The organism is Bacillus sp. TL12 (genome assembly GCF_022625245.1).
Classification (GTDB): domain Bacteria; phylum Bacillota; class Bacilli; order Bacillales; family Bacillaceae_G; genus Bacillus_A.
Genome location: NZ_JAJJBY010000025.1, coordinates 38260 through 56827, shown reverse-complemented (window position 1 = coordinate 56827; position 18568 = coordinate 38260). Strand labels below are relative to the sequence as shown.

The 18568-nt window shown below is 33.9% G+C and carries 16 protein-coding genes and 1 pseudogene; 9 read left to right on the top strand and 8 right to left on the bottom strand.

Features of this window, described 5'->3' with window-relative positions; all coding sequences use genetic code 11:
- Window positions 1-114: 114 nt before the first annotated feature.
- Window positions 115-807, bottom strand: coding sequence for a transcriptional regulator YeiL (yeiL, locus tag LOK41_RS19895; protein ID WP_241817979.1), 693 nt, complete (start codon window positions 805-807; stop codon window positions 115-117).
- A gap of 128 nt (window positions 808-935) precedes the next feature.
- Between yeiL and LOK41_RS19890 the strand changes: the two genes are divergently transcribed.
- Complete coding sequence (locus LOK41_RS19890) at window positions 936-1358, top strand: DMT family transporter (RefSeq protein ID WP_241817978.1); 423 nt, start codon at window positions 936-938, stop codon at window positions 1356-1358.
- A gap of 54 nt (window positions 1359-1412) precedes the next feature.
- Window positions 1413-2024, top strand: coding sequence for an ArsR/SmtB family transcription factor (locus tag LOK41_RS29150; RefSeq protein ID WP_241817977.1), 612 nt, complete (start codon window positions 1413-1415; stop codon window positions 2022-2024).
- A gap of 56 nt (window positions 2025-2080) precedes the next feature.
- Here LOK41_RS29150 and LOK41_RS19880 read toward each other — a convergent pair whose 3' ends face one another.
- The 4 genes from LOK41_RS19880 to pdxR form a co-directional block, all read right to left on the bottom strand.
- Entirely contained in the window at window positions 2081-2488 is a 408-nt protein-coding gene (locus LOK41_RS19880) for an NUDIX hydrolase (protein WP_241817976.1), read from the bottom strand.
- A gap of 217 nt (window positions 2489-2705) precedes the next feature.
- Window positions 2706-3920: an aspartate aminotransferase family protein gene (locus LOK41_RS19875; protein WP_241817975.1), complete on the bottom strand. Its 1215-nt coding sequence runs from the start codon at window positions 3918-3920 to the stop codon at window positions 2706-2708.
- Window positions 3921-4207: 287 nt separating this feature from the next.
- Window positions 4208-5122 carry a D-alanine--D-alanine ligase gene (locus LOK41_RS19870; protein WP_241817974.1) on the bottom strand — a complete coding sequence of 305 codons (915 nt, stop codon included), beginning with the start codon at window positions 5120-5122 and terminating at the stop codon, window positions 4208-4210.
- Window positions 5119-6576 (bottom strand): MocR-like pyridoxine biosynthesis transcription factor PdxR, encoded by a 1458-nt coding sequence (gene pdxR / locus LOK41_RS19865; protein ID WP_241817973.1) that lies wholly within the window; start codon window positions 6574-6576, stop codon window positions 5119-5121. The genes LOK41_RS19870 and pdxR overlap by 4 nt, the downstream gene beginning before the upstream one ends.
- A gap of 569 nt (window positions 6577-7145) precedes the next feature.
- Between pdxR and LOK41_RS19860 the strand changes: the two genes are divergently transcribed.
- From LOK41_RS19860 to LOK41_RS19845, 4 genes are all read left to right on the top strand, one after another.
- Window positions 7146-7853 carry a DNA alkylation repair protein gene (locus LOK41_RS19860; RefSeq protein WP_241817972.1) on the top strand — a complete coding sequence of 236 codons (708 nt, stop codon included), beginning with the start codon at window positions 7146-7148 and terminating at the stop codon, window positions 7851-7853.
- A 221-nt stretch (window positions 7854-8074) separates the two neighbouring features.
- Window positions 8075-8683, top strand: a complete 609-nt coding sequence (locus tag LOK41_RS19855) for a TetR/AcrR family transcriptional regulator (protein WP_241817971.1) — start codon at window positions 8075-8077, stop codon at window positions 8681-8683.
- A gap of 12 nt (window positions 8684-8695) precedes the next feature.
- Window positions 8696-9982 (top strand): MFS transporter, encoded by a 1287-nt coding sequence (locus LOK41_RS19850; RefSeq protein ID WP_241817970.1) that lies wholly within the window; start codon window positions 8696-8698, stop codon window positions 9980-9982.
- A gap of 103 nt (window positions 9983-10085) precedes the next feature.
- Entirely contained in the window at window positions 10086-10949 is an 864-nt protein-coding gene (locus LOK41_RS19845; protein ID WP_241817969.1) for an alpha/beta fold hydrolase, read from the top strand.
- Window positions 10950-11456: 507 nt separating this feature from the next.
- On the opposite strand, the gene LOK41_RS19840 is transcribed toward LOK41_RS19845, so the two are convergent.
- Window positions 11457-12911: a DHA2 family efflux MFS transporter permease subunit gene (locus LOK41_RS19840; protein ID WP_241817968.1), complete on the bottom strand. Its 1455-nt coding sequence runs from the start codon at window positions 12909-12911 to the stop codon at window positions 11457-11459.
- Between the two features lie 173 nt (window positions 12912-13084).
- On the opposite strand from LOK41_RS19840, the gene LOK41_RS19835 reads away from it, so the two are divergent.
- The gene (locus LOK41_RS19835) at window positions 13085-13633 is read left to right on the top strand and encodes a TetR/AcrR family transcriptional regulator (RefSeq protein WP_241817967.1); all 549 of its coding nucleotides are present in this window, start codon (window positions 13085-13087) and stop codon (window positions 13631-13633) included.
- 348 nt (window positions 13634-13981) lie between these two features.
- On the opposite strand, the gene LOK41_RS19830 is transcribed toward LOK41_RS19835, so the two are convergent.
- Both LOK41_RS19830 and LOK41_RS19825 read right to left on the bottom strand, forming a co-directional pair.
- Window positions 13982-14872 (bottom strand): Vgb family protein, encoded by an 891-nt coding sequence (locus LOK41_RS19830; RefSeq protein WP_241817966.1) that lies wholly within the window; start codon window positions 14870-14872, stop codon window positions 13982-13984.
- Window positions 14873-15230: 358 nt separating this feature from the next.
- Window positions 15231-15395, bottom strand: a pseudogene (locus LOK41_RS19825) (glutamate racemase); the annotation flags it as partial.
- Window positions 15396-15641: 246 nt separating this feature from the next.
- On the opposite strand from LOK41_RS19825, the gene LOK41_RS19820 reads away from it, so the two are divergent.
- Both LOK41_RS19820 and LOK41_RS19815 read left to right on the top strand, forming a co-directional pair.
- On the top strand, window positions 15642-16391 hold the full coding sequence (locus LOK41_RS19820; RefSeq protein WP_241817965.1) for a sugar phosphate nucleotidyltransferase: 750 nt from the start codon (window positions 15642-15644) through the stop codon (window positions 16389-16391).
- A gap of 16 nt (window positions 16392-16407) precedes the next feature.
- Window positions 16408-18474: a glycosyl transferase gene (locus LOK41_RS19815; RefSeq protein ID WP_277818705.1), complete on the top strand. Its 2067-nt coding sequence runs from the start codon at window positions 16408-16410 to the stop codon at window positions 18472-18474.
- Window positions 18475-18568 lie beyond the last annotated feature (94 nt).

Sequence of the window (18568 nt, the reverse complement as noted above, 5' to 3'; positions counted from 1 at the left end):
TCCATTTTCTTTTTACAAATCAAGGGAAATAACACCATTTCTAATTGATTTATATACACAAAAAAAGAGACACTTAATAATTAAGAAATTTCTTCATCATCAAGTGTCTCTTTTTTATTTATAAACATCAGCTCCAAGCTCTTTTAAACAATCTATATTTATCACTTCAAAGCACCCGTTATTCTTTCTTATTATACTTTTATCACAAAGGGTATTTAATGTTCGCAATAAATGCCGATAACTTGTTCCTAGCAATTCCGACGTCTCAGTTAAATTCCCATTAAATATAATTCTTTGTTCATTATGAGTAAGGCTTTCCCCAGTGGCAAGAATGTAACTTGCTAGTCTATTCTCCAGAGGATATAGTAAATTAATCGTGCTATTTTTAGAAAGTCTATTTGACTTATGAGATAAGGAGCCACAAATATACCGTAAAAAAGTTGCATCCTGAAGTAACCTTTCTCTCACCTTTTCTAAAGGGATTCCAATGCAATAAGAATCCACCATCACTTGTACATTTGAAGCTGTTTTTTGGGAGTGAATTAACTCTACATCCCCCAATACTTGCAAGCTATCATAAAAACATAACAAGACAGATTTCCCATTACTTAATGTGTTATAAGCCTTTGCTTTTCCTTCAACAAAGAAATACAGATAGTGAATATCTTCATTCTCCTTACAAATATGTTCACTCTTTTTAAAGAGTAATAATTCCATATATGCTTTCATGTCATTGCTAAAAAACGATTCAATATTATTCTGCCTAACAAACTCATCTAACTTATATGAATTACATATTTTCTTCATACATCCCCCACCCTTATAACTCATTTTCATTATAAAGAAAGTTTCTTCCTTTCACTATGACATATGTCATAGTAGCTCACGATTTAATCATGATACATTACATGTAAATTTGTAAGGAGGAAACGTCATTGTATAATTTACTCTCAATTATTATAGGTGCTCTGATTGCCATTATGATTCCCCTAAATGGGATCTTATCTGAAATGACGGGTAACTATATGTCTAGTGTGATAATTCATATCGTTGGGTTAGTTGGCATTGTCATTGTTTTACTCGCTAGCAAATCTAAGCTTCGTATGCAAAAAGAGATACCACTTTATCTTTATAGCGCAGGAGCTATCGGTGTATTTACTGTACTATTTAGCAACATAAGCTTCACAGCACTTGGCGTGTCTATCACCATCGCTTTAAGTTTACTTGGGCAATCGGTTTCATCTATTATTATCGATCATTTCGGCTTATTAGGTATGAAGGTCGTGAAATTTGAAAAGAAAAAAATGTTTGGATTACTTCTGATTTCTTCGGGAATTGTTGTAATGACTATTTTTTAATGGGGGATTACATCTACTGAAGAAAAGATATCTTTTTTTCTAGATGCAAACGAAGTGAAAAGAAATATAATGATCTTGTTGAAGGAATTTTGGGAATCTGCATTCGAACCCGTATGGCTCAATTATGCAAGTACTTTACAGCAAGAAACTGCGAAATTACAATCCATTTCCACTCATTCATGTAAAACAAATGATGAATTTATTTTTTCAATAACTGGATTATATCCTGACAGTTCTTGGACTGAAACGATTCGTTCTTCCAAAAGCATTACTTTTATACCAACAATACATATGGGGAGTTTCTTATCTATTTTTGAAGTTGATGAGGTACTTTATATTTTATTTGAACCAAAATCAGCACCTACACAACAAAATGATGATTCCAATACTCCGTTAAATATTGATGAAATCACCCCTGCTGTTACTGCTTTAGGAGATCCAGCACGCTTAACTATATTAACGGTACTTTCCGATCATCAAGAACTATTTGCTCAAGAGATTATTAATAAAACTAGCTTACATCAAAGTACAGTATCGCGGCACCTAGCTGTACTAGAAAGCGGCGATCTTCTCCATGTGAGAAAAGAAGGTAAAACAAAGTATTATTCTATTAATAAAATCACAATTGAAAAGACAATTACTTTTTTAAACCATATAAAACGTTAATGAATCAAAAATAGAGAAAGCTATACTTTCTCTATTTTTGATTCAACTATATTCGATTAAAACACCACAAAAAACGGTTGCTCTTTTTCATCTAAACTTTTTACAATTCTCTCTTTGAAATTTGACCATGTAACCATCTGTAAAGTTTCTTCAACCGTAAAGAATCCGACTTCTAAACTCTCACTACTTGTTTCTAACTTGCCACCTATAGGTTTTGCTAGCCAACAAGTCGCACAAACACCTGAACTTAGATTTTGATATATACCACAAAACTTCGTCACACGAATATCAATTCTTGTTTCTTCTTTCACTTCCCTGACAGCAGCATCTTGAATAGATTCTCCTTCTTCAACCTGTCCCCCTGGCTGCTCCCATCCTCGACGCGGACCACGAATTAACAGGATCTTCCCTTCATCGTTTACAACAACAACACCCGCTGAAACATAATGTTTTGGATTACTCATACGAACACCTTCTCTTCATTCATTCGTACTTGCCAGAGTATCAAATACTAAATTTACTGTAGGTTTAGAGTGTGTGAAAAAAGATGAATCAAAACACCCTATTCTTCTGTTCAGTACCTTTCATCAAAAAAATAAATACCCTTTAACTATAATAATAGCTAAAGGGATATAACAGTACGACTTTATTCTAGCGCCACAATCGTAAATAGAAGAACACTTAGCTTGTCAATGCGACTGATTTAGGGATACAAGAAATGAATTGATGAATAAATTCATCGATTTCAGCTTTTGTAATAATATAAGGGGGAAGTAGACGAATAATATTCCCTTGTGTAACATCGACTAGCATTCCTTTATCCAATAATTCTAATTGTAGTTTTTTCACATTTTCATTCGTATCATGAATACTAATTCCAAACATCATCCCACAGTGACGTATTTCTTTAATAAGATAAGGGTTTTCCTTCTGAATTTCTTGAAGTTTAGTATTTAAATATAGTGACATTTCATAAGACCTTTCCATTAAACCATCGTCAATTAATGTTTTTAATATAGCTAAACCTAAAGCTGTACCAATCGGTGAATGTGCAAACGTCGTTCCATGATCGCCTGGTGAGAATATATCATAAAGTCGTGAACCTACTATTATCCCTCCTAACGGTGTACCGCCACCTGCTCCTTTACCAAATTGAATAATATCAGGTGTAATATCAAAATGCTGATAAGCAAACAATTTTCCCGTTCTCCCTATCCCACTTTGCACCTCGTCAACAATAAATAACAAATTATACTGTCTGCAAAGCTCTTCCACACCCTTTAAATATTCACCCGACAAAGGATATACCCCGCCACTTCCTAATACTGGCTCTAGCATAATAGCAATTGGATTTTCCTTGCGTATCGTTCTTTCTAATTCCTCTAAATTTTCTCGTTCCACTTCATATATAGGAATAGACGTGCGTGGAAAATTTTGATATATACTTTCTTGTCTCGTAAAGTGAAGAGCACCTAATGTACGTCCGTGAAAGCTTTCTTTAAGTACAATCACACCATCACGTTTCTGATTTGTTATCTGTCTGTACTTATGGATTAATTTTAAGGTTGCCTCAGTAGCCTCTGCACCAGAGGTTGTATAATAGACTTTCCCGTTCTTTAAAGAATGTTCCACTAATTTTTGAGCGTACTCAATAGCTGCTGGGTTTAAGAAATGAAAGGGAAGATGTAAACATCTCGTACTTTGTTCAAAGGTAGCTTTTATAAGATTAGGATGATTGTAGCCTAATATATTCACTCCTACACCAGAAAATAAATCCAAATATTCTTTACCATTCACATCATAAAGCTTACAACCTTCTCCCTTTTCTATAGCAACTGGCATGCGGTGATACGCAGACATTACATATTCTTTATCTAATTGAAACCAATCGGTCATGCATGACTCCCCCTAGGTGTAATCATAGTATTTTTACATTTTCTAACACAAAAATTCGGTACAACTTCTGAATTGACTACACCGTCATCCGATTTACGTGTTAGAAAAAATATATGAGCATAGAATTTTTATTTATTGTCCTTTTCAATAATCTTATATATTTAGCGAATGATAGAAAAAACGAGATACTTTTTTGTTCCTACAACTATCAGAAACTGAGCAACTAAAAATAATAATTCCATCAGAATTTTCAGTTTATAAATTGTATTTAAATATTATTAATGCTATTAAAAACCTTCACTCCTTCTAACTTGTAAGGAGGTTTCAATAATCATATCCAATAGCTTGTTATAAGAAATTCCCGCTGCATGGGCACTTTTAGGCAGTAAGCTACTTTTTGTCATCCCCGGTAATGTATTCACTTCCATCACATACGGGATTCCGTCTTGTATCATCATATCTACTCTCGCATAAACACTACATTTTAATGTTTTATAACACGCCATTGCAGCTTCTGCGACACGTTCATATGTTGTAGGCGGAAGTTCTACAACATCTTCAATCGTAGCGACATCATTGTACTTTGCATGATAATCAAAAAATTCAGCCGTATGTTGAATCGAAATGATTGGCAAAAGCTTCCCGTTCAAAATAGAACATGTAATTTCTTCACCTTTTATATATTTTTCAATCACTATTTCAGCATCCCATTTGAATACATCTTCAAGGGAGGCCAGTAAAGACTCCTTATCGTATACGATCTTTACTCCTACGCTGGAACCACCTGAGTTTGGTTTTACCACTAACGGATATCCCATTTTATCTATTTCATCAAGCTGAAGCTCTTCCCTATTTGAAAGATGAATCCAATCTGGCGTTTGAATCCCGTCATAACGAATCATCTTTTTCGAAAGATCTTTATCCATACAAATACCGCTTGATAGCATACCACTTCCTGTATATGGAACGCCTAGCGTTTCTAATGTACCTTGAATCGTGCCGTCCTCCCCATATTCTCCATGAAGTGCTAACAATGCAATATCAAGATTGCTTCCTTTTTCAACAAGTTCTTTTTTATCATTTAGTTTAATAGGGACAATTTCATACTTACTCTTATCCAAATGTGCAATCATTTCTTCCCCTGTCATAAGGGACACTTGTTTTTCGGAGGACACGCCTCCCATAATAACGCCAACTCTCATTTTTCCAACTCCTCATATTCATTTTTCAACGTATCACCAATAATCTTAATTCCATTGAGAATATCTTCTTCTTTTAATCGAGAGAACCCCAACCGAAATGTATTGCTGCCCTTTCCATCTGTGTAAAAGACATCTCCAGGAGAAAAAACAACTCCTTTTTCATAACATTTTTTCAAAAGTGTACGTGCATGTATTCCTTCTTCTAATTCTATAAAAAGATGAAGTCCTCCATCTCCAGTCATTCTTTTATATGGAATGTATTTCTTACAAGAATGAAGGGCTAGTTCATATTTTTTCTTATAAATTGACTTGGCCTTTTTTAAATATTTTTCGAAATAGCCGTCATGTAAATATTGATAAAGCACTGCCTGATCCAATGTGGACGTATGAATATTACGTGCCCTTTTCATACTCTCCAAGTAGTGGATTAATTTCTTATCTGCTAAAATCCAACCGACACGTAAACCCGGAAAAAGAACTTTTGAAAAACTACTAATATAAATAACGTTGTTCCCGGGTCCGGAAAAAGTCAATAACGGCGCTAAATGTGAACCTGAATAACGCAACTCCTCATTAAAGCCATCTTCTACAATTGGAATTTTATATTTTGAAAAAAGCTTCATCATTTCAGATCTTTTTTCGGAGGAGGTGACAATCCCAGTAGGGTTATGGTAGGAAGGAATTAGATAGGCAAAATCAAAATCTGTTTCCGCCAAACTTTTCTCAACTTGACAAATATCGATACCATCATCTTTCATCTCTATACCATGGATTTCATATCCATGTAATCGAAACAGCTTTAATGCAGTATGATGGGTAGGGTTTTCACAAATAATACGCCCTGATTTTTTAGCTAGGGCAGACAATAAAATATCAAGCCCCTCAGTGAAGCCATTCGTGATGAGAATATCTTTATTGGAAATGTCTACTCCTTTCATTTCCATGTAATGAAGAAGGTAACGAATTAAAGGTCTATACCCTTTGGCATATCCGTAATTCAAAATGATATCTCCTTCATTGGATAACCTCGTTAAAAAAGCTCGTTTAAAATTTTCAACATCAAAAAGTTTTTCGTCTGGGGCAATGCTATTGAATGAAATCATACCTTTTTCCCAGCGAACACCGTGCTTCATTAAATCCAATTCATCGGCTTGAAAAGTTACTTCATTAAGCTTTTCTTCCCAATTTAGTTCGATGGACGGCGTTTTGGATGCATCAACTTTCCCTACAAAATTTCCTTTTCCCTTTATCGCATAAATTAGGCCTTCTTGCTCTAATTCTGCGTAAGTAGTAAGGATAGTCGTTCTGCTAACCGATAATAATTTGCTTAATTCTCGGGTAGATGGGAGCTTCTGATGCTCCAATAGTTGGCCTTTCATAATCATTTTTTTCAAATGATCCTTTAATTGGATATATACCGGACGATCGTCTACAAATTTTAAATCATTAAACAATTTCTCGCCCTCCTTACTTTCATTTTCACATAATTATATCTATCTCAAAAGGTCCACCACATATGTATTTTCTTTAACTAGTGGTATGGTTAAAAACACCATTCAGACAACTTTTTTACAAACATCATGAGTTTATTTTAAATTTATAATAGGAAACCCTACATCTCATTTTAAAAGCCATTGAACATCCTAAGCAAGCCTTAGTTGAAGCTATTCGAGTAATGAAACAAACAGGGTTTCCCGAGAAACATTTTTGGGCGTACAAAGAAATATACGATTTCATACAGAAATAAGGACAATTCTTAGAAAACATACTTAATTAAACAAATATGTATTTATACTTATATAAAATAATTTGTTATGTGTAAAATGACAAAAAAGTTGTTTAAAAAAATGCGAGCCATTCTATTCAACAATCGGGCCGAATTGTTGAGGAATTATAGACAGTAAACATCCTACTTGAATACGATTAATGGTAAAATTGAGAAGCATAGAAGGCTGGATAAAGAATACAAACTAGTTGGTTACAATTAAAAGGATTTTAGTATCAAGGAAGGAAGTGCAAAACTATGGATTTCGAAACAGTTATGCAGGAGCTTGAAGCCCTCGGTAAGGAACGAACGAAAAAAATATACATATCCAATGGTGCACACGAGCCGCTTTTTGGCGTAGCTACAGGTGCTATGAAACCAATCGCAAAGAAAATAAAAATAAATCAACATTTAGCTGAAGAGCTTTATTCCACAGGTAACTACGATGCAATGTACTTTGCAGGCATTATCGCAAACCCAAAAGCTATGAGTGAGTCGGATTTTGATCGTTGGATGGATGGGGCGTATTTTTATATGCTATCCGATTATGTGGTGGCAGTAACTTTATCAGAGTCAGATTTTGCACAAGACGTTGCTGATAAATGGATTGCAAGCGGTGACGAGCTGAGAATGTCAGCGGGCTGGAGTTGCTACTGCTGGCTTTTAGGGAATCGCCTAGACAATGAATTTTCCGAAAGCAAGATTTCCAATATGCTTGAAATTGTGAAAAATGCGATTCATGATTCGCCAGAACGAACGAAATCTGCTATGAATAATTTTCTATACACCGTAGGGATTTCATATGTGCCGCTACACGAGAAGGCAGTCGAGGCCGCAAAGGAAGTAGGTACAGTAGAAGTGAAACGGGACAAGAAAAAAAGCAGTTTCCTAAATGCTTACGAAAGTATTCATAAAGAAATCGAGAGAGGAAGGCTTGGTTTCAAACGTAAATATGTAAGGTGTTAAAAATTAGCTTAATATCGGGGTGTTGATCCAAGAAAGATTGACACTCTTTTTGTTGAATAATGGAATAACAACTTTTGAAATACATTTATTCGTTTATGAAGTTCAAATATAACTAACTGTAAAAATATGAAAATAAATTCCTTCATCATATTGACAATGGAAATAAATTGAAATAAAATTTGATTGATTAATCAATCATTTATTATGAAAGGAGTATCTAAATGAAACCTAGACTTACTAATGATGAAAAAAAGAAAAGAAAAAGATCTACTATCCTAAACGCCGCAATTAAATTATATAGTGAGAATGGTTTTGCAGAGACAACAGTTGCCGAAATAGCAAAAGAATCAGGAGTTAGCTTTGGTACCGTATTTACGTATTTTGATTCAAAAGAAGCACTTTATGAATCGGCGATTTTGGAGCCATTGGAGGAAATCAAACCATATTTTATTGAGATAGAAGAACACTTTAAAGGTGACCCTCTTGAAGTTGTGAAAGAAATGATAGATTGCCATGTACAACTCTTTTCAATGAGAAGTGAATACCTACGTCTAATCCAGCAGGTTCTTGCGAGACCTGATCGATTTCCAAAGCTTTTTAAAGAACTTAACGATTTCGTAAATGTATTTATAGACTGTATTCATCCGGTTATTGAAGCAGGGCAAAGGCTGGGTTACTTTTATGAAGACTCACCTTCATTAATTGCTGAGTCGTACTTATCCATCTTAAACGGAATGCGTTTAACGTTTATTGATGAATATACAAACTTGATGTGGAAGGATATTACGATACAAGCCCTGAGATTATTTGGACCTATCTCTAATAAATAAGGAGTGATTTATATGAAATTGAGAGATATCCATCCCAACATCAAGCTTCGCCTGGCCATGCAATTTCTAGGCAGCCTTATCTCCATGGCCGTTATACCTTTTCTAGCAATCTATTTTTCTCAGAAAATCGGAACTACTGAAACGGGTATTATTCTTATAATAATTGTGATTAGTGGGGTTATTGGAGGTTTTATCGGGGGGCATGTCTCAGACAAAATAGGTCGGAGAAAAATAATGATTTATTCTGAACTTGGTATATTGCTTTCGTATCTGTTTATAGCACTTTGTAATTCCCCTTGGTTTAACCTTCCTTATATTTCCGCAGCATGCTTTATCATCAATATGTTTTGTGGAGGAATGTTTCAGCCAGCAGCACAAGCTATGATCATTGATGTTACAAACTCTGAATCGAGAAAGCTTGTATTTACAATTAGCTACTGGTTGGGGAATTTATCAACGGCTATTGGAGGAATCATTGGAGCATTTCTTTTTAAAAACCACTTGTTTGAGTTATTTATTGGGATTTCATTTATCTCTTTGTTATCTGTACTCATGACCGTATTCTTCATCACAGAAACCTATACACCGGAACCTTCATCTAAGCCTTCTAATTATAAGAAAAAATTTTCACCAATAGAGATGTTTCAAACCTATTCAACCGTTTTAAAAGATAAGCTGTTTATGTTTTATATTTTCGGAGCGATCTTGATCTTTTCCTTGGAACAGTCTTTAACAAACTATATTGGGATTCGTCTTGAAAAAGATATACCCCATCATTCGGCTTCATTGTTTGGAATAGATTTCATGGTTGATGGCACAAAGATGCTGGGTTTTCTCCGAACAGAGAATACAATTCTTGTAGTTCTCCTATCAAGTGTTGTATTATTCCTATTTAAAAAGTGGAGTGATCGCTGGACTCTAGTTACAGGAATGTTGATCTTTTCTATATGTTTTAGTGTTTTTGCTTTTACAAATAGCGTGTTGTTTCTTTTTATTGCCATGTTTATTGGAACAATTGGTGAACTGATGTATGTTCCTATTAAACAGGCGATGATAGGGGAACTTGCACCATCTAACGCTCGTAGCACCTATATGGCTTTTAATAGCTTAACTTTCTACGGAGCAATGATTGTATCTTCGTTGTTGATCATCGTTGGAGAGTGGATTCGCCCCATATATATGGGGGGATTGCTTCTTACTCTAGGATTAACTGGTACATTTTTGTACTACATAATAACAAAAATGTTAGACTCTAAAGTTAGTGAAAAAAATGAAAGAAAAGTACCTGCTTCTTATTAAAGGATTCTTTTCCCACTAATACATGAAAAAAACTAACTAGAAAACGATTTTTCCACAATCGGGCACTATTAAGTGAAAAGCTTATCTTAAGGAGGAGATATAAATGAAGAATGTAATGACAAGTGATGGTGTTACTTTACATATCAGTAAAAGTGGCCACGGAATACCTTGCATTTTCTTACATGGGGGACCTGGTTATTGGAGTTATCCTTTTGAACAAACAGGTGGTCCTCTTTTAGAAAACTTTATGGAAATGCATTACCTTGATCAACGAGGTTGTGGTCGCTCTTCACTTGCTCCAGAGGGAGACTACTCATTACAAAGGCTACTTTTAGATCTTGAGGAAATAAGACAAGAATTAAATATAGACAAATGGATTGTAATGGGGCACTCATTTGGTGGTATTTTAGCTAGTAACTACACGAAGCAATATCCTAATAGTGTCTTAAGTTTAATCTTGATTAACTGTACACTAAACAAGCGAGAATCAAACCTGCACCAAATGAACATTGGACGAAAGTGGTTAGGGAAAGAAACTGTTTTGGATACTTATGAGTCTATCGATTCTTTCTATCAAGATTTCTTTGCAATTGTTGAAAAGTTACTAGAAATGAGAAAATATTACGATTTACAGTTCATGGATAGAAAAAATCATAAAATCGTTGAAGACTTAGATAAAGAACTGAAACATCGCCCTGATTTTCGTAACTATATACACGCATCCCCTGAATTCTTTAAAGATTATACTCACATCACAAATGAAATTTCTGTACCCACCCTTGTAATTAGTGGAAAATATGATGATGCTATTGGACCAGATCATTATAAGAAATTTAAGTTCCCTAATATGTCCGTTGCTATCTTAGAAGCTAAACACCATCCTTACTTAGAAAATCAAGAAGAATTTAAAAATGTAATTCGCGATTTTGTACTGAATATGCCTCTTCTAAAAACAACTGAAAGTTAGTAAAAAGTACTTTCTGAACATGAAAGATCCATGCAAGAAACCCTAATATGCTTATGACTCCTACAAAAAAATGATAATAAACGTTTTCAAAGGCTAGCATTTCTCTTTGACAATAATCACACCAAGTTGCTCGAAAATTAATTGTGATGCCATCTTTGAAAAATAACAAAGCATATCTGAGAAATCTCAGATATGCTTTCATTTTAAATACGATAAAATGAAACTTTAATCAGTGGGGGTTTTCTTCATCTCCCACTGATTATTAGTTAAACGAATCGGGCTTTTACGGGCAGTTTATCCCCCACCTACCTTCTTTAGAAAAGCGGAAGCGGCTCGTTCAAAATAGTAGGACGTTGGAGCTCCCGACAGAGAGGCGCTTTTTGCCTCGTCCGAGGGAGCGAAACGGCTGGAGATTTTAGCCGCTAGAGCTGGACATTGCTTTCGTCGAATTTTGAGGTGGGAGTATTACTGCCCGTTAATGCGGGATAAATAATAATGTTAATGATTTTAGTTATGTGATTCACCTTCACATTTTTGAATTGCTACTTTTTTAGGCATGAAACACGCAAAAATTAATGCCACAAAAGATAAGAATAACATAAATACATAGGCATCACTTGAACTAAAGATGGAAGACAATTTCGCTAGTTGCATAGCTGAAATATTTCCATTTTCCATAGATAACTCCGAAGCATGAGAAGTTGCTTGTATTGTATACACCGTGATGACAACTGCGGTTCCGATAGCACCTGCCAATTGGCGAATGGTATTATTTACTGCTGAACCATGCGAACCCAATTCTCTTGGTAAAGCATTCAAACCTGCTGTATTTAAAGGCATCGAAATGAAACTTAATCCAATTCGTAAAATAATGGTACGAACCATTACATACATATAAGTTGTCGATTCGGTCAAATCAATTACACCCCACATCGAAATAATGATAAATACTAACCCTGTAATAAAAAGTGGTTTCGCCCCGTATTTATCATACATTTTACCTGTGATAGGTGATAAGAAGGCATTAATCACAGCTCCAGGTAATAGAAGTAGACCTGATTCAAACGCGGTAAAACCTCGCCCATTTTGCAAGTAAATTGGTAAAAGAATTAAATCCGCGTACATAATCATCGTAATGAGCACGTTAATGACTGATGTAAGAGTGAAAATTTTATACTTAAATACGGATAAATTTAATAACGGATCCTTAGACTTTATTTGACGCAAACAGAATAGAGTTGTAACGATTATTCCGATGATAATTGTTGTAATAACAACTGGATGAGCCCACCCTTTACTTCCTGCACTACTAAACCCAAACAAAATACAACCAAAGCCAATCGTCGATAACATAACACTTATGATATCTAACTTTGCTTTTGTTGTGTCTGCAACATTCCTTAAATATTTAAGTGCAAGAATAATTACGATTAATACAAATGGAGCTAATCCAATAAATAGCCACCTCCATGATACATATTCAATGATAAAACCAGATAATGTTGGAGCGATGGTTGGTGCAAAAATTATGGCAAAGCCGATGGTTCCCATAATACTTCCACGCTTTTCACTTGGATATAAACATAAAATAACCGTCATCATGAGTGGCATAATAATTCCTGCCCCCATTGCTTGAATCATTCTTCCTGTTAACAGAATACTAAAGTTCATGGCACAGGCACATAGTACAGTCCCCATGAATAAAAAGAACATCGAGCTAATAAACAGCTGCCTTGTTGTAAAACGTTTCATTAAAAATGCTGTAATCGGTACCAGAACACCGTTTACGAGCATAAAACCTGTTGATAACCATTGTATAGTTGCAGCTTTAACGTCAAATACTTCCATTAAATTACTCATTGCTACATTTAATAGTGTCTGATTTAATGTTGATAAAAAACAGCCAGCAATTAGGACAATTAATATGATTTTTTTATTTCTTTCTGATATTTCCTTTTGCATGAATAAACTCCTTCATTCTTCCCTTGAATTATCGACATCGTGTCGATAAAATTAATGGTAACAAAATATATTTTCTTTGACCATGAACAGTTTTTTTGAAAATGTTTACTACTCGACATAGAAAGTATGCGATGTCGAGTAAGTCAAGAAAAAATCTATAAAGGGGTTTAAAAATGTCTACACCTAAAAAAGAAGATCCTCGTACAGTTCGTTCAAGGAAAATGTTCAAAAATGCTGTTTTTTCTCTCTTATGTGAGAATCCTAGTATTTCAAGTTTAACAGTTCAAAAAGTCGCAACTAAAGCAGGATTGAATCGGACAACATTTTACTTACATTATCAAGATATTCAAGATTTACTAGACCAAATTACTAATGAGATTTTAAATGAGCTTTCTAATAAAATTGTTGATTTAATACACGAAAAAGATTTATCAGAAAAACAAAAGCTAACACAATTGCTTGATTATTTATATACCCACCGAAGTTATTTATTTGTTTTATTTAAAATGAATCAATTTGAAGAGCAATTGTTTTTATTTTTAAAGGGATTAATAGAAACGAGAAGAGAGAATACTAAAAAGGAGTTACCTAATAATTATGTTGCGGTTGATATAAAAACAGCCTCATTAGTAGGTATCATAATGTGGTGGATAAGGAATGAATTATACTTTAGTTCTGATTATATTGCAAATCAAATTTATTTCATGTACAAAGGGCAATAAATCTAAATCATTTATCAATATTATTAGTGTAGGACTTAGAATAAAGTTTGATCAAAACACTGGCTTCCTTCTATTGGTTCCTATATTTTTTTAAAGCAAGTAGATAAACGATATTCTATAAATTTATACTTAAGTAGCATATGGCTAATCAAAATTCCATTTTGTTCAAAATAAAGAGTCCACCAATTAAGGTAGACTCTTTATTGGAGTCCTGCCACATCGCCATCAAGCTAATATTTTGAAGTGTCCCCAAAACAAAAAAATTGTACATTTTCACCTGGAAATGCCAATTTTCTCGTTTTGGGATATTTACTTTTCTGAGTTTCATAGTGATGGATGATATACCTATTACGTAATAATTGTTAGGCGTCCAATTTGATTACACTCTTCAGCGAACCAAATATCGCCATTCGGACAAAACGTGATACCATGTGGCTCTGCATTATTTGTAGGTATCGTATATTCTGTAATAACTCCTTCAACTGTAATTCGGCTGATTTGGTTACCTCCCCATTCCGTGAACCAAAGATCTTCGTTCTTCCCGGGTATTATGGCATGAGGGCGAGCGTTCGGCGTCGGTATAACAAATTCTTTGACCTCACCTTCGAACGTAATTCTACCAATTTTATTGCCCATGATTTGCACAAACCATATTGCTCCATCTGGTCCGCTCGCAATTCCAACTGGCCCGGAGTTAGGTGTTGGGATTGGATATTCTGTCACCTCACCTTTAGTGGTTATTCTCCCAATCGTATTGTTCTGATTCTGTGTAAACCATAATGCCCCGTCTGATCCCAGAGTAATAAAAGAGGGAAATGATTTGGAGTTAGGCAATTCAAACTCGGTGATTTCCCCTGACTTTTTTATTCTTCCGATCCTACCGTTATTCATTTCTGTAAACCATATTGCTCCATCTGGTCCTTCCGTTATGCCAAAAGGGGTAGCATTCGTTGCAGGGAGTGCATATTCTTCAAAAAGACCGTTCATCGACATTTTACCAATCTTGCTTGCGTTATATTCCGTAAACCATAAGTCACCATTCTGGTCCGAAATAATTGACATAACTCCTGCATTTGCTGTCGGAATGGGAAAAGAATTTATTTCACCATTAGCATTTATTCTCCCAATTCGATTCCCTTTCTGCTCCGTAAACCACAATGCCCCATCTTTTCCTACCGTTATTCCATATGGTCCTGTTTCTATTTCATTGACTACATATTCTTGTATTGTGACCCTCATATCATTTCCTCCCATTGAAAATTTTGGGTGTTGTTTATGAGTATACCACTTCTACTCATCAGGTAGCATAGTAAAAAAATTGAAACTCGTCAGGATTTTGTCGACATGTTTATAATATTCGGTTTTTCATTATATGTTAGACATTCTTTATTAATATATAATATTTTTAAAATATTTAAGTTATTTAGGAGGAGAGTATATAGGGGTATCGCCACATCGCTATCCAGCTAATATTTTATGGTGTCTCCAAAACGAAAATTTTATTATTTTACAGTTATTTATGAGAATTCAACTCATTTTCTTCGTTTCGGGGAACTACCAATGTCTTAAGTTGATGGGCATGCGGCAGGACCCCTTATTTAACTTCTTCTACACTTCTTGGCCCATAGGGATAACACTTATTATCACCAATATAATAAATACTCTCTTTTGGCAATTGTCTTATAATTCCTTCGACAACTGTTAATCCCCCAACTTCTGAGTCTAGTACACCTATTACGGAATTTTTATTAGCTAAATTCATATATTTCATCCTTTTTAATCTTTTCTCTTTTGTTGATACAGTTATTACAAAACCTTAAAAACTTTATAATATAATAACCTTATTGGGGATGTTTCATCTGACCCCCTATTAAATTCACAATAATTATAATGACTTGATTATTAATTTTTTATTTTTTTATAAATGTCTGTACATTGGTGGATACACGCTATAAATGTATTACATAATCTAAATTAGCTATGTAAACGGAAGGGCGGTAAAAGTTTAATGAAAGTCATAATTTTGTGTGGTGGAAAGGGATTAAGGATGCAGGGAATTCTCAAAGATATTCCAAAGCCATTAGTTCAAGTTCAAGGAAAACCTCTCATTTGGCATATAATGGATTTGTATAGTAAGTTTGGACATCATGAATTCATCCTACCATTGGGATATGGAGGTGAAAAAATCAAAGAATATTTCATGGACTATATATGGAAAGAACATGATTTTACTTTAGATTTAAAAAATAATCGGTACCAGTTGCTTGAAGAACCAAAACAGTGGAATATAAAATTTATAGATACAGGGATTGAAACCATGACCGGAACCAGATTAAAAAAACTTGAAAAGCATATACAAAATGAGATGTTTTTATTAACTTATGGTGACGGATTAGCAAAGATAAATATTAACGAACTTATAAAATTTCATAAAGACAAAGGAAAAATCGCAACATTAACCGGTATAAAAAAAAGTAGTCAATATGGTCTTTTACAGATTGAAAACGGGATTGCTGTGGATTTTAAGGAAAAACCCCTACTTAATGCTGTAATAAATGGAGGTTTTTTTGTATTTAATAAAGGAATATTCGATTATTTGAATGATAATGATTGTATGCTTGAAGAAGAACCTCTACTAAATTTAATCAAAAACAAGGAACTTGCAGTTTATGAGCACAATGATTATTGGATTAGTATAGATACACCAAAAGATCTTAAAGATGCAAATGAAAGCTGGAACCCTAACAAAAATAGTTGAAAGGAGTGAATAAACATTGCGTTTTAACAATAGAAAGAAAGGTTGGCCGCACCGCTATACTCCCTTTAAAATAGAAAAAGATCTTCCGTTATCTTCAGATGCTTCAGCTGTTAATCACTCTAAAAAAACTACAAGCAAACAAATCTATCCTCTACCTTATAATAAACAGCCTCACTCTGAAAATCATTTTTGTGCCATAGTTGGAACAGAATACGTCTTGAAAATAATTACTTTGCACCAATCTCTAATGCAAAATTCACAAACGTTTACATTATGGATTTGTTGTATAGATGTGTTTGCTTATTCAACATTGAAAGAAATGAACTTGAATAATGTAAATCTCTTGCAGGTAGATGATATAGAAGATCCAAATTTGAAAGATATTAAAAGAAATAGGACAGTCAGTGAATATTGTTGGACTTTAAAGTCCGTACTTATTGAATATTTATTGGTAAATTATAATTTGCCATCTGTTCTTTATTGTGATAGTGATTTATATTTCTTCTCTGATCCTAACACGATATTTGAAGAATGGGGTGACAATTCTATTTATCTTTGTCCACAGAGAGACCGTGACTGGGTAGAAGAAAAATATGGGAAATATCAGGCTGGGTTAATTGGGTTTAAAAACGATTTCTACGGATTAAAAAGCGTACGATGGTGGAAAGATAAATGCTTAGATTGGTGTAGTGCTAATCCTGATAAAGGAAGATTTGGTGACCAAAAATATTTAGATTTAATTCCTATTTACTTTCCAAAAGTAAAAATCTCAAGCAATCTAGGTATAAATGCCGCACCTTGGAATTGTATTTATAATAACAATTATATAATTGATAAAAATCAAAATAAGGTATACATTGAAACAGATAAACTAATTGTATATCATTTTGCATGCATTACCATTTTCAATGAACAGGATTTTGACCTTTGGTCTTTAGGTAAAATTTCAATACCGAATAATATATTACACCTTATCTATACCCCCTATCTAGAAGAAATTCAGTTTATCCTCACAAAATTGACAGAAAAATTAGGTAAAAAAACACAGCGCCTGTTAAGTGTTAAAGACATAAATGAGGCGCAAACTTTATATAAAGATTCACAGTTAAGAAGAAAAATGAATCTATCAAATCATTTTATGAATTATTCAATGATTATGAGTCAAAAACGTTTAATTCAAGGTCTGACTTGCTATTATTCCCTAGAAAGCCATGGCACAAATTTTATTGTGTGGATCTGTTGTATGGATAATTTTACTTATCAAATTCTAACAAACTTAAAATTGGAGCATGCTATACTGATTCATGTGAAAGACATAGAAAATCAAGAACTCTTAAGTATAAAGAATGAAAGAAGTTTGCAGGAATACTGTTGGACATTAAAAGCTCCTCTATGCCTCCATATTCTTCAATATTATTCTGAAGTCGATCACATTATATATTGTGACGCAGATATGTTTTTCTTTACAAGGCCTACCATAATTCTTGATGATTGGTGGAAATATTCTGTATTTCTTTGTCCACAGAGAGGTACTACTGAACTAGAAAATGTACATGGCATGTATCAGGCGGGTCTAATAGGATTTAAAAATGATCAAAACTGTAAAGATATTTTAACATGGTGGAAAGATAAGTGCCTGGAATATTGTTTGGATGTATATGATGTTGAGATGAATAGATGGGGAGATCAAAAATATTTAAATCACATTCCCGATTTATTTTCTAACATTAAAATCATGACTCAAAAGGGTATTAACGCTGCACCTTGGAATCTAATTTTAACCAATCATTCTTCTATAACCAACACAGAAAACAGGATTTTTATAGATCAAGATGAATTAATCGCTTTTCACTTTGGGAGTATGCAAATTATTAATGAAAATGAATTTGATTTATGGAAACAAGAACATGTAGAAATAGATCCGTCAATTTTAGAATATATCTATATCCCTTATATCGAAAAAATAAGAAATACATGTCGCATACTTAATACTGCTTTTTCTCTTACTCCTTTATTTGCTGGACAATTAGATAATTCCTCAGTAAAAAACTATTTCCGATACCCTACCTCACATTTCAGATAAAGTCCATTCTCTCTTTTACACAAGTAGTATTATTTTCTAACTTTTACAAAATAAATAAGTAAAATTATTTATTCCCTTCACCTAAAAATTTTTT

Coding starts and splice junctions, on each gene's coding strand:
- yeiL (WP_241817979.1), bottom strand. CDS start 807: ATGAAGAAAATATGTAATTCATATAAGTTAGATGAGTTTGTTAGGCAG.
- LOK41_RS19880 (WP_241817976.1), bottom strand. CDS start 2,488: ATGAGTAATCCAAAACATTATGTTTCAGCGGGTGTTGTTGTTGTAAAC.
- LOK41_RS19875 (WP_241817975.1), bottom strand. CDS start 3,920: ATGACCGATTGGTTTCAATTAGATAAAGAATATGTAATGTCTGCGTAT.
- LOK41_RS19870 (WP_241817974.1), bottom strand. CDS start 5,122: ATGAGAGTTGGCGTTATTATGGGAGGCGTGTCCTCCGAAAAACAAGTG.
- LOK41_RS19860 (WP_241817972.1), top strand. CDS start 7,146: ATGGATTTCGAAACAGTTATGCAGGAGCTTGAAGCCCTCGGTAAGGAA.
- LOK41_RS19855 (WP_241817971.1), top strand. CDS start 8,075: ATGAAACCTAGACTTACTAATGATGAAAAAAAGAAAAGAAAAAGATCT.
- LOK41_RS19850 (WP_241817970.1), top strand. CDS start 8,696: ATGAAATTGAGAGATATCCATCCCAACATCAAGCTTCGCCTGGCCATG.
- LOK41_RS19845 (WP_241817969.1), top strand. CDS start 10,086: ATGAAGAATGTAATGACAAGTGATGGTGTTACTTTACATATCAGTAAA.
- LOK41_RS19840 (WP_241817968.1), bottom strand. CDS start 12,911: ATGCAAAAGGAAATATCAGAAAGAAATAAAAAAATCATATTAATTGTC.
- LOK41_RS19835 (WP_241817967.1), top strand. CDS start 13,085: ATGTCTACACCTAAAAAAGAAGATCCTCGTACAGTTCGTTCAAGGAAA.
- LOK41_RS19830 (WP_241817966.1), bottom strand. CDS start 14,872: ATGAGGGTCACAATACAAGAATATGTAGTCAATGAAATAGAAACAGGA.
- LOK41_RS19820 (WP_241817965.1), top strand. CDS start 15,642: ATGAAAGTCATAATTTTGTGTGGTGGAAAGGGATTAAGGATGCAGGGA.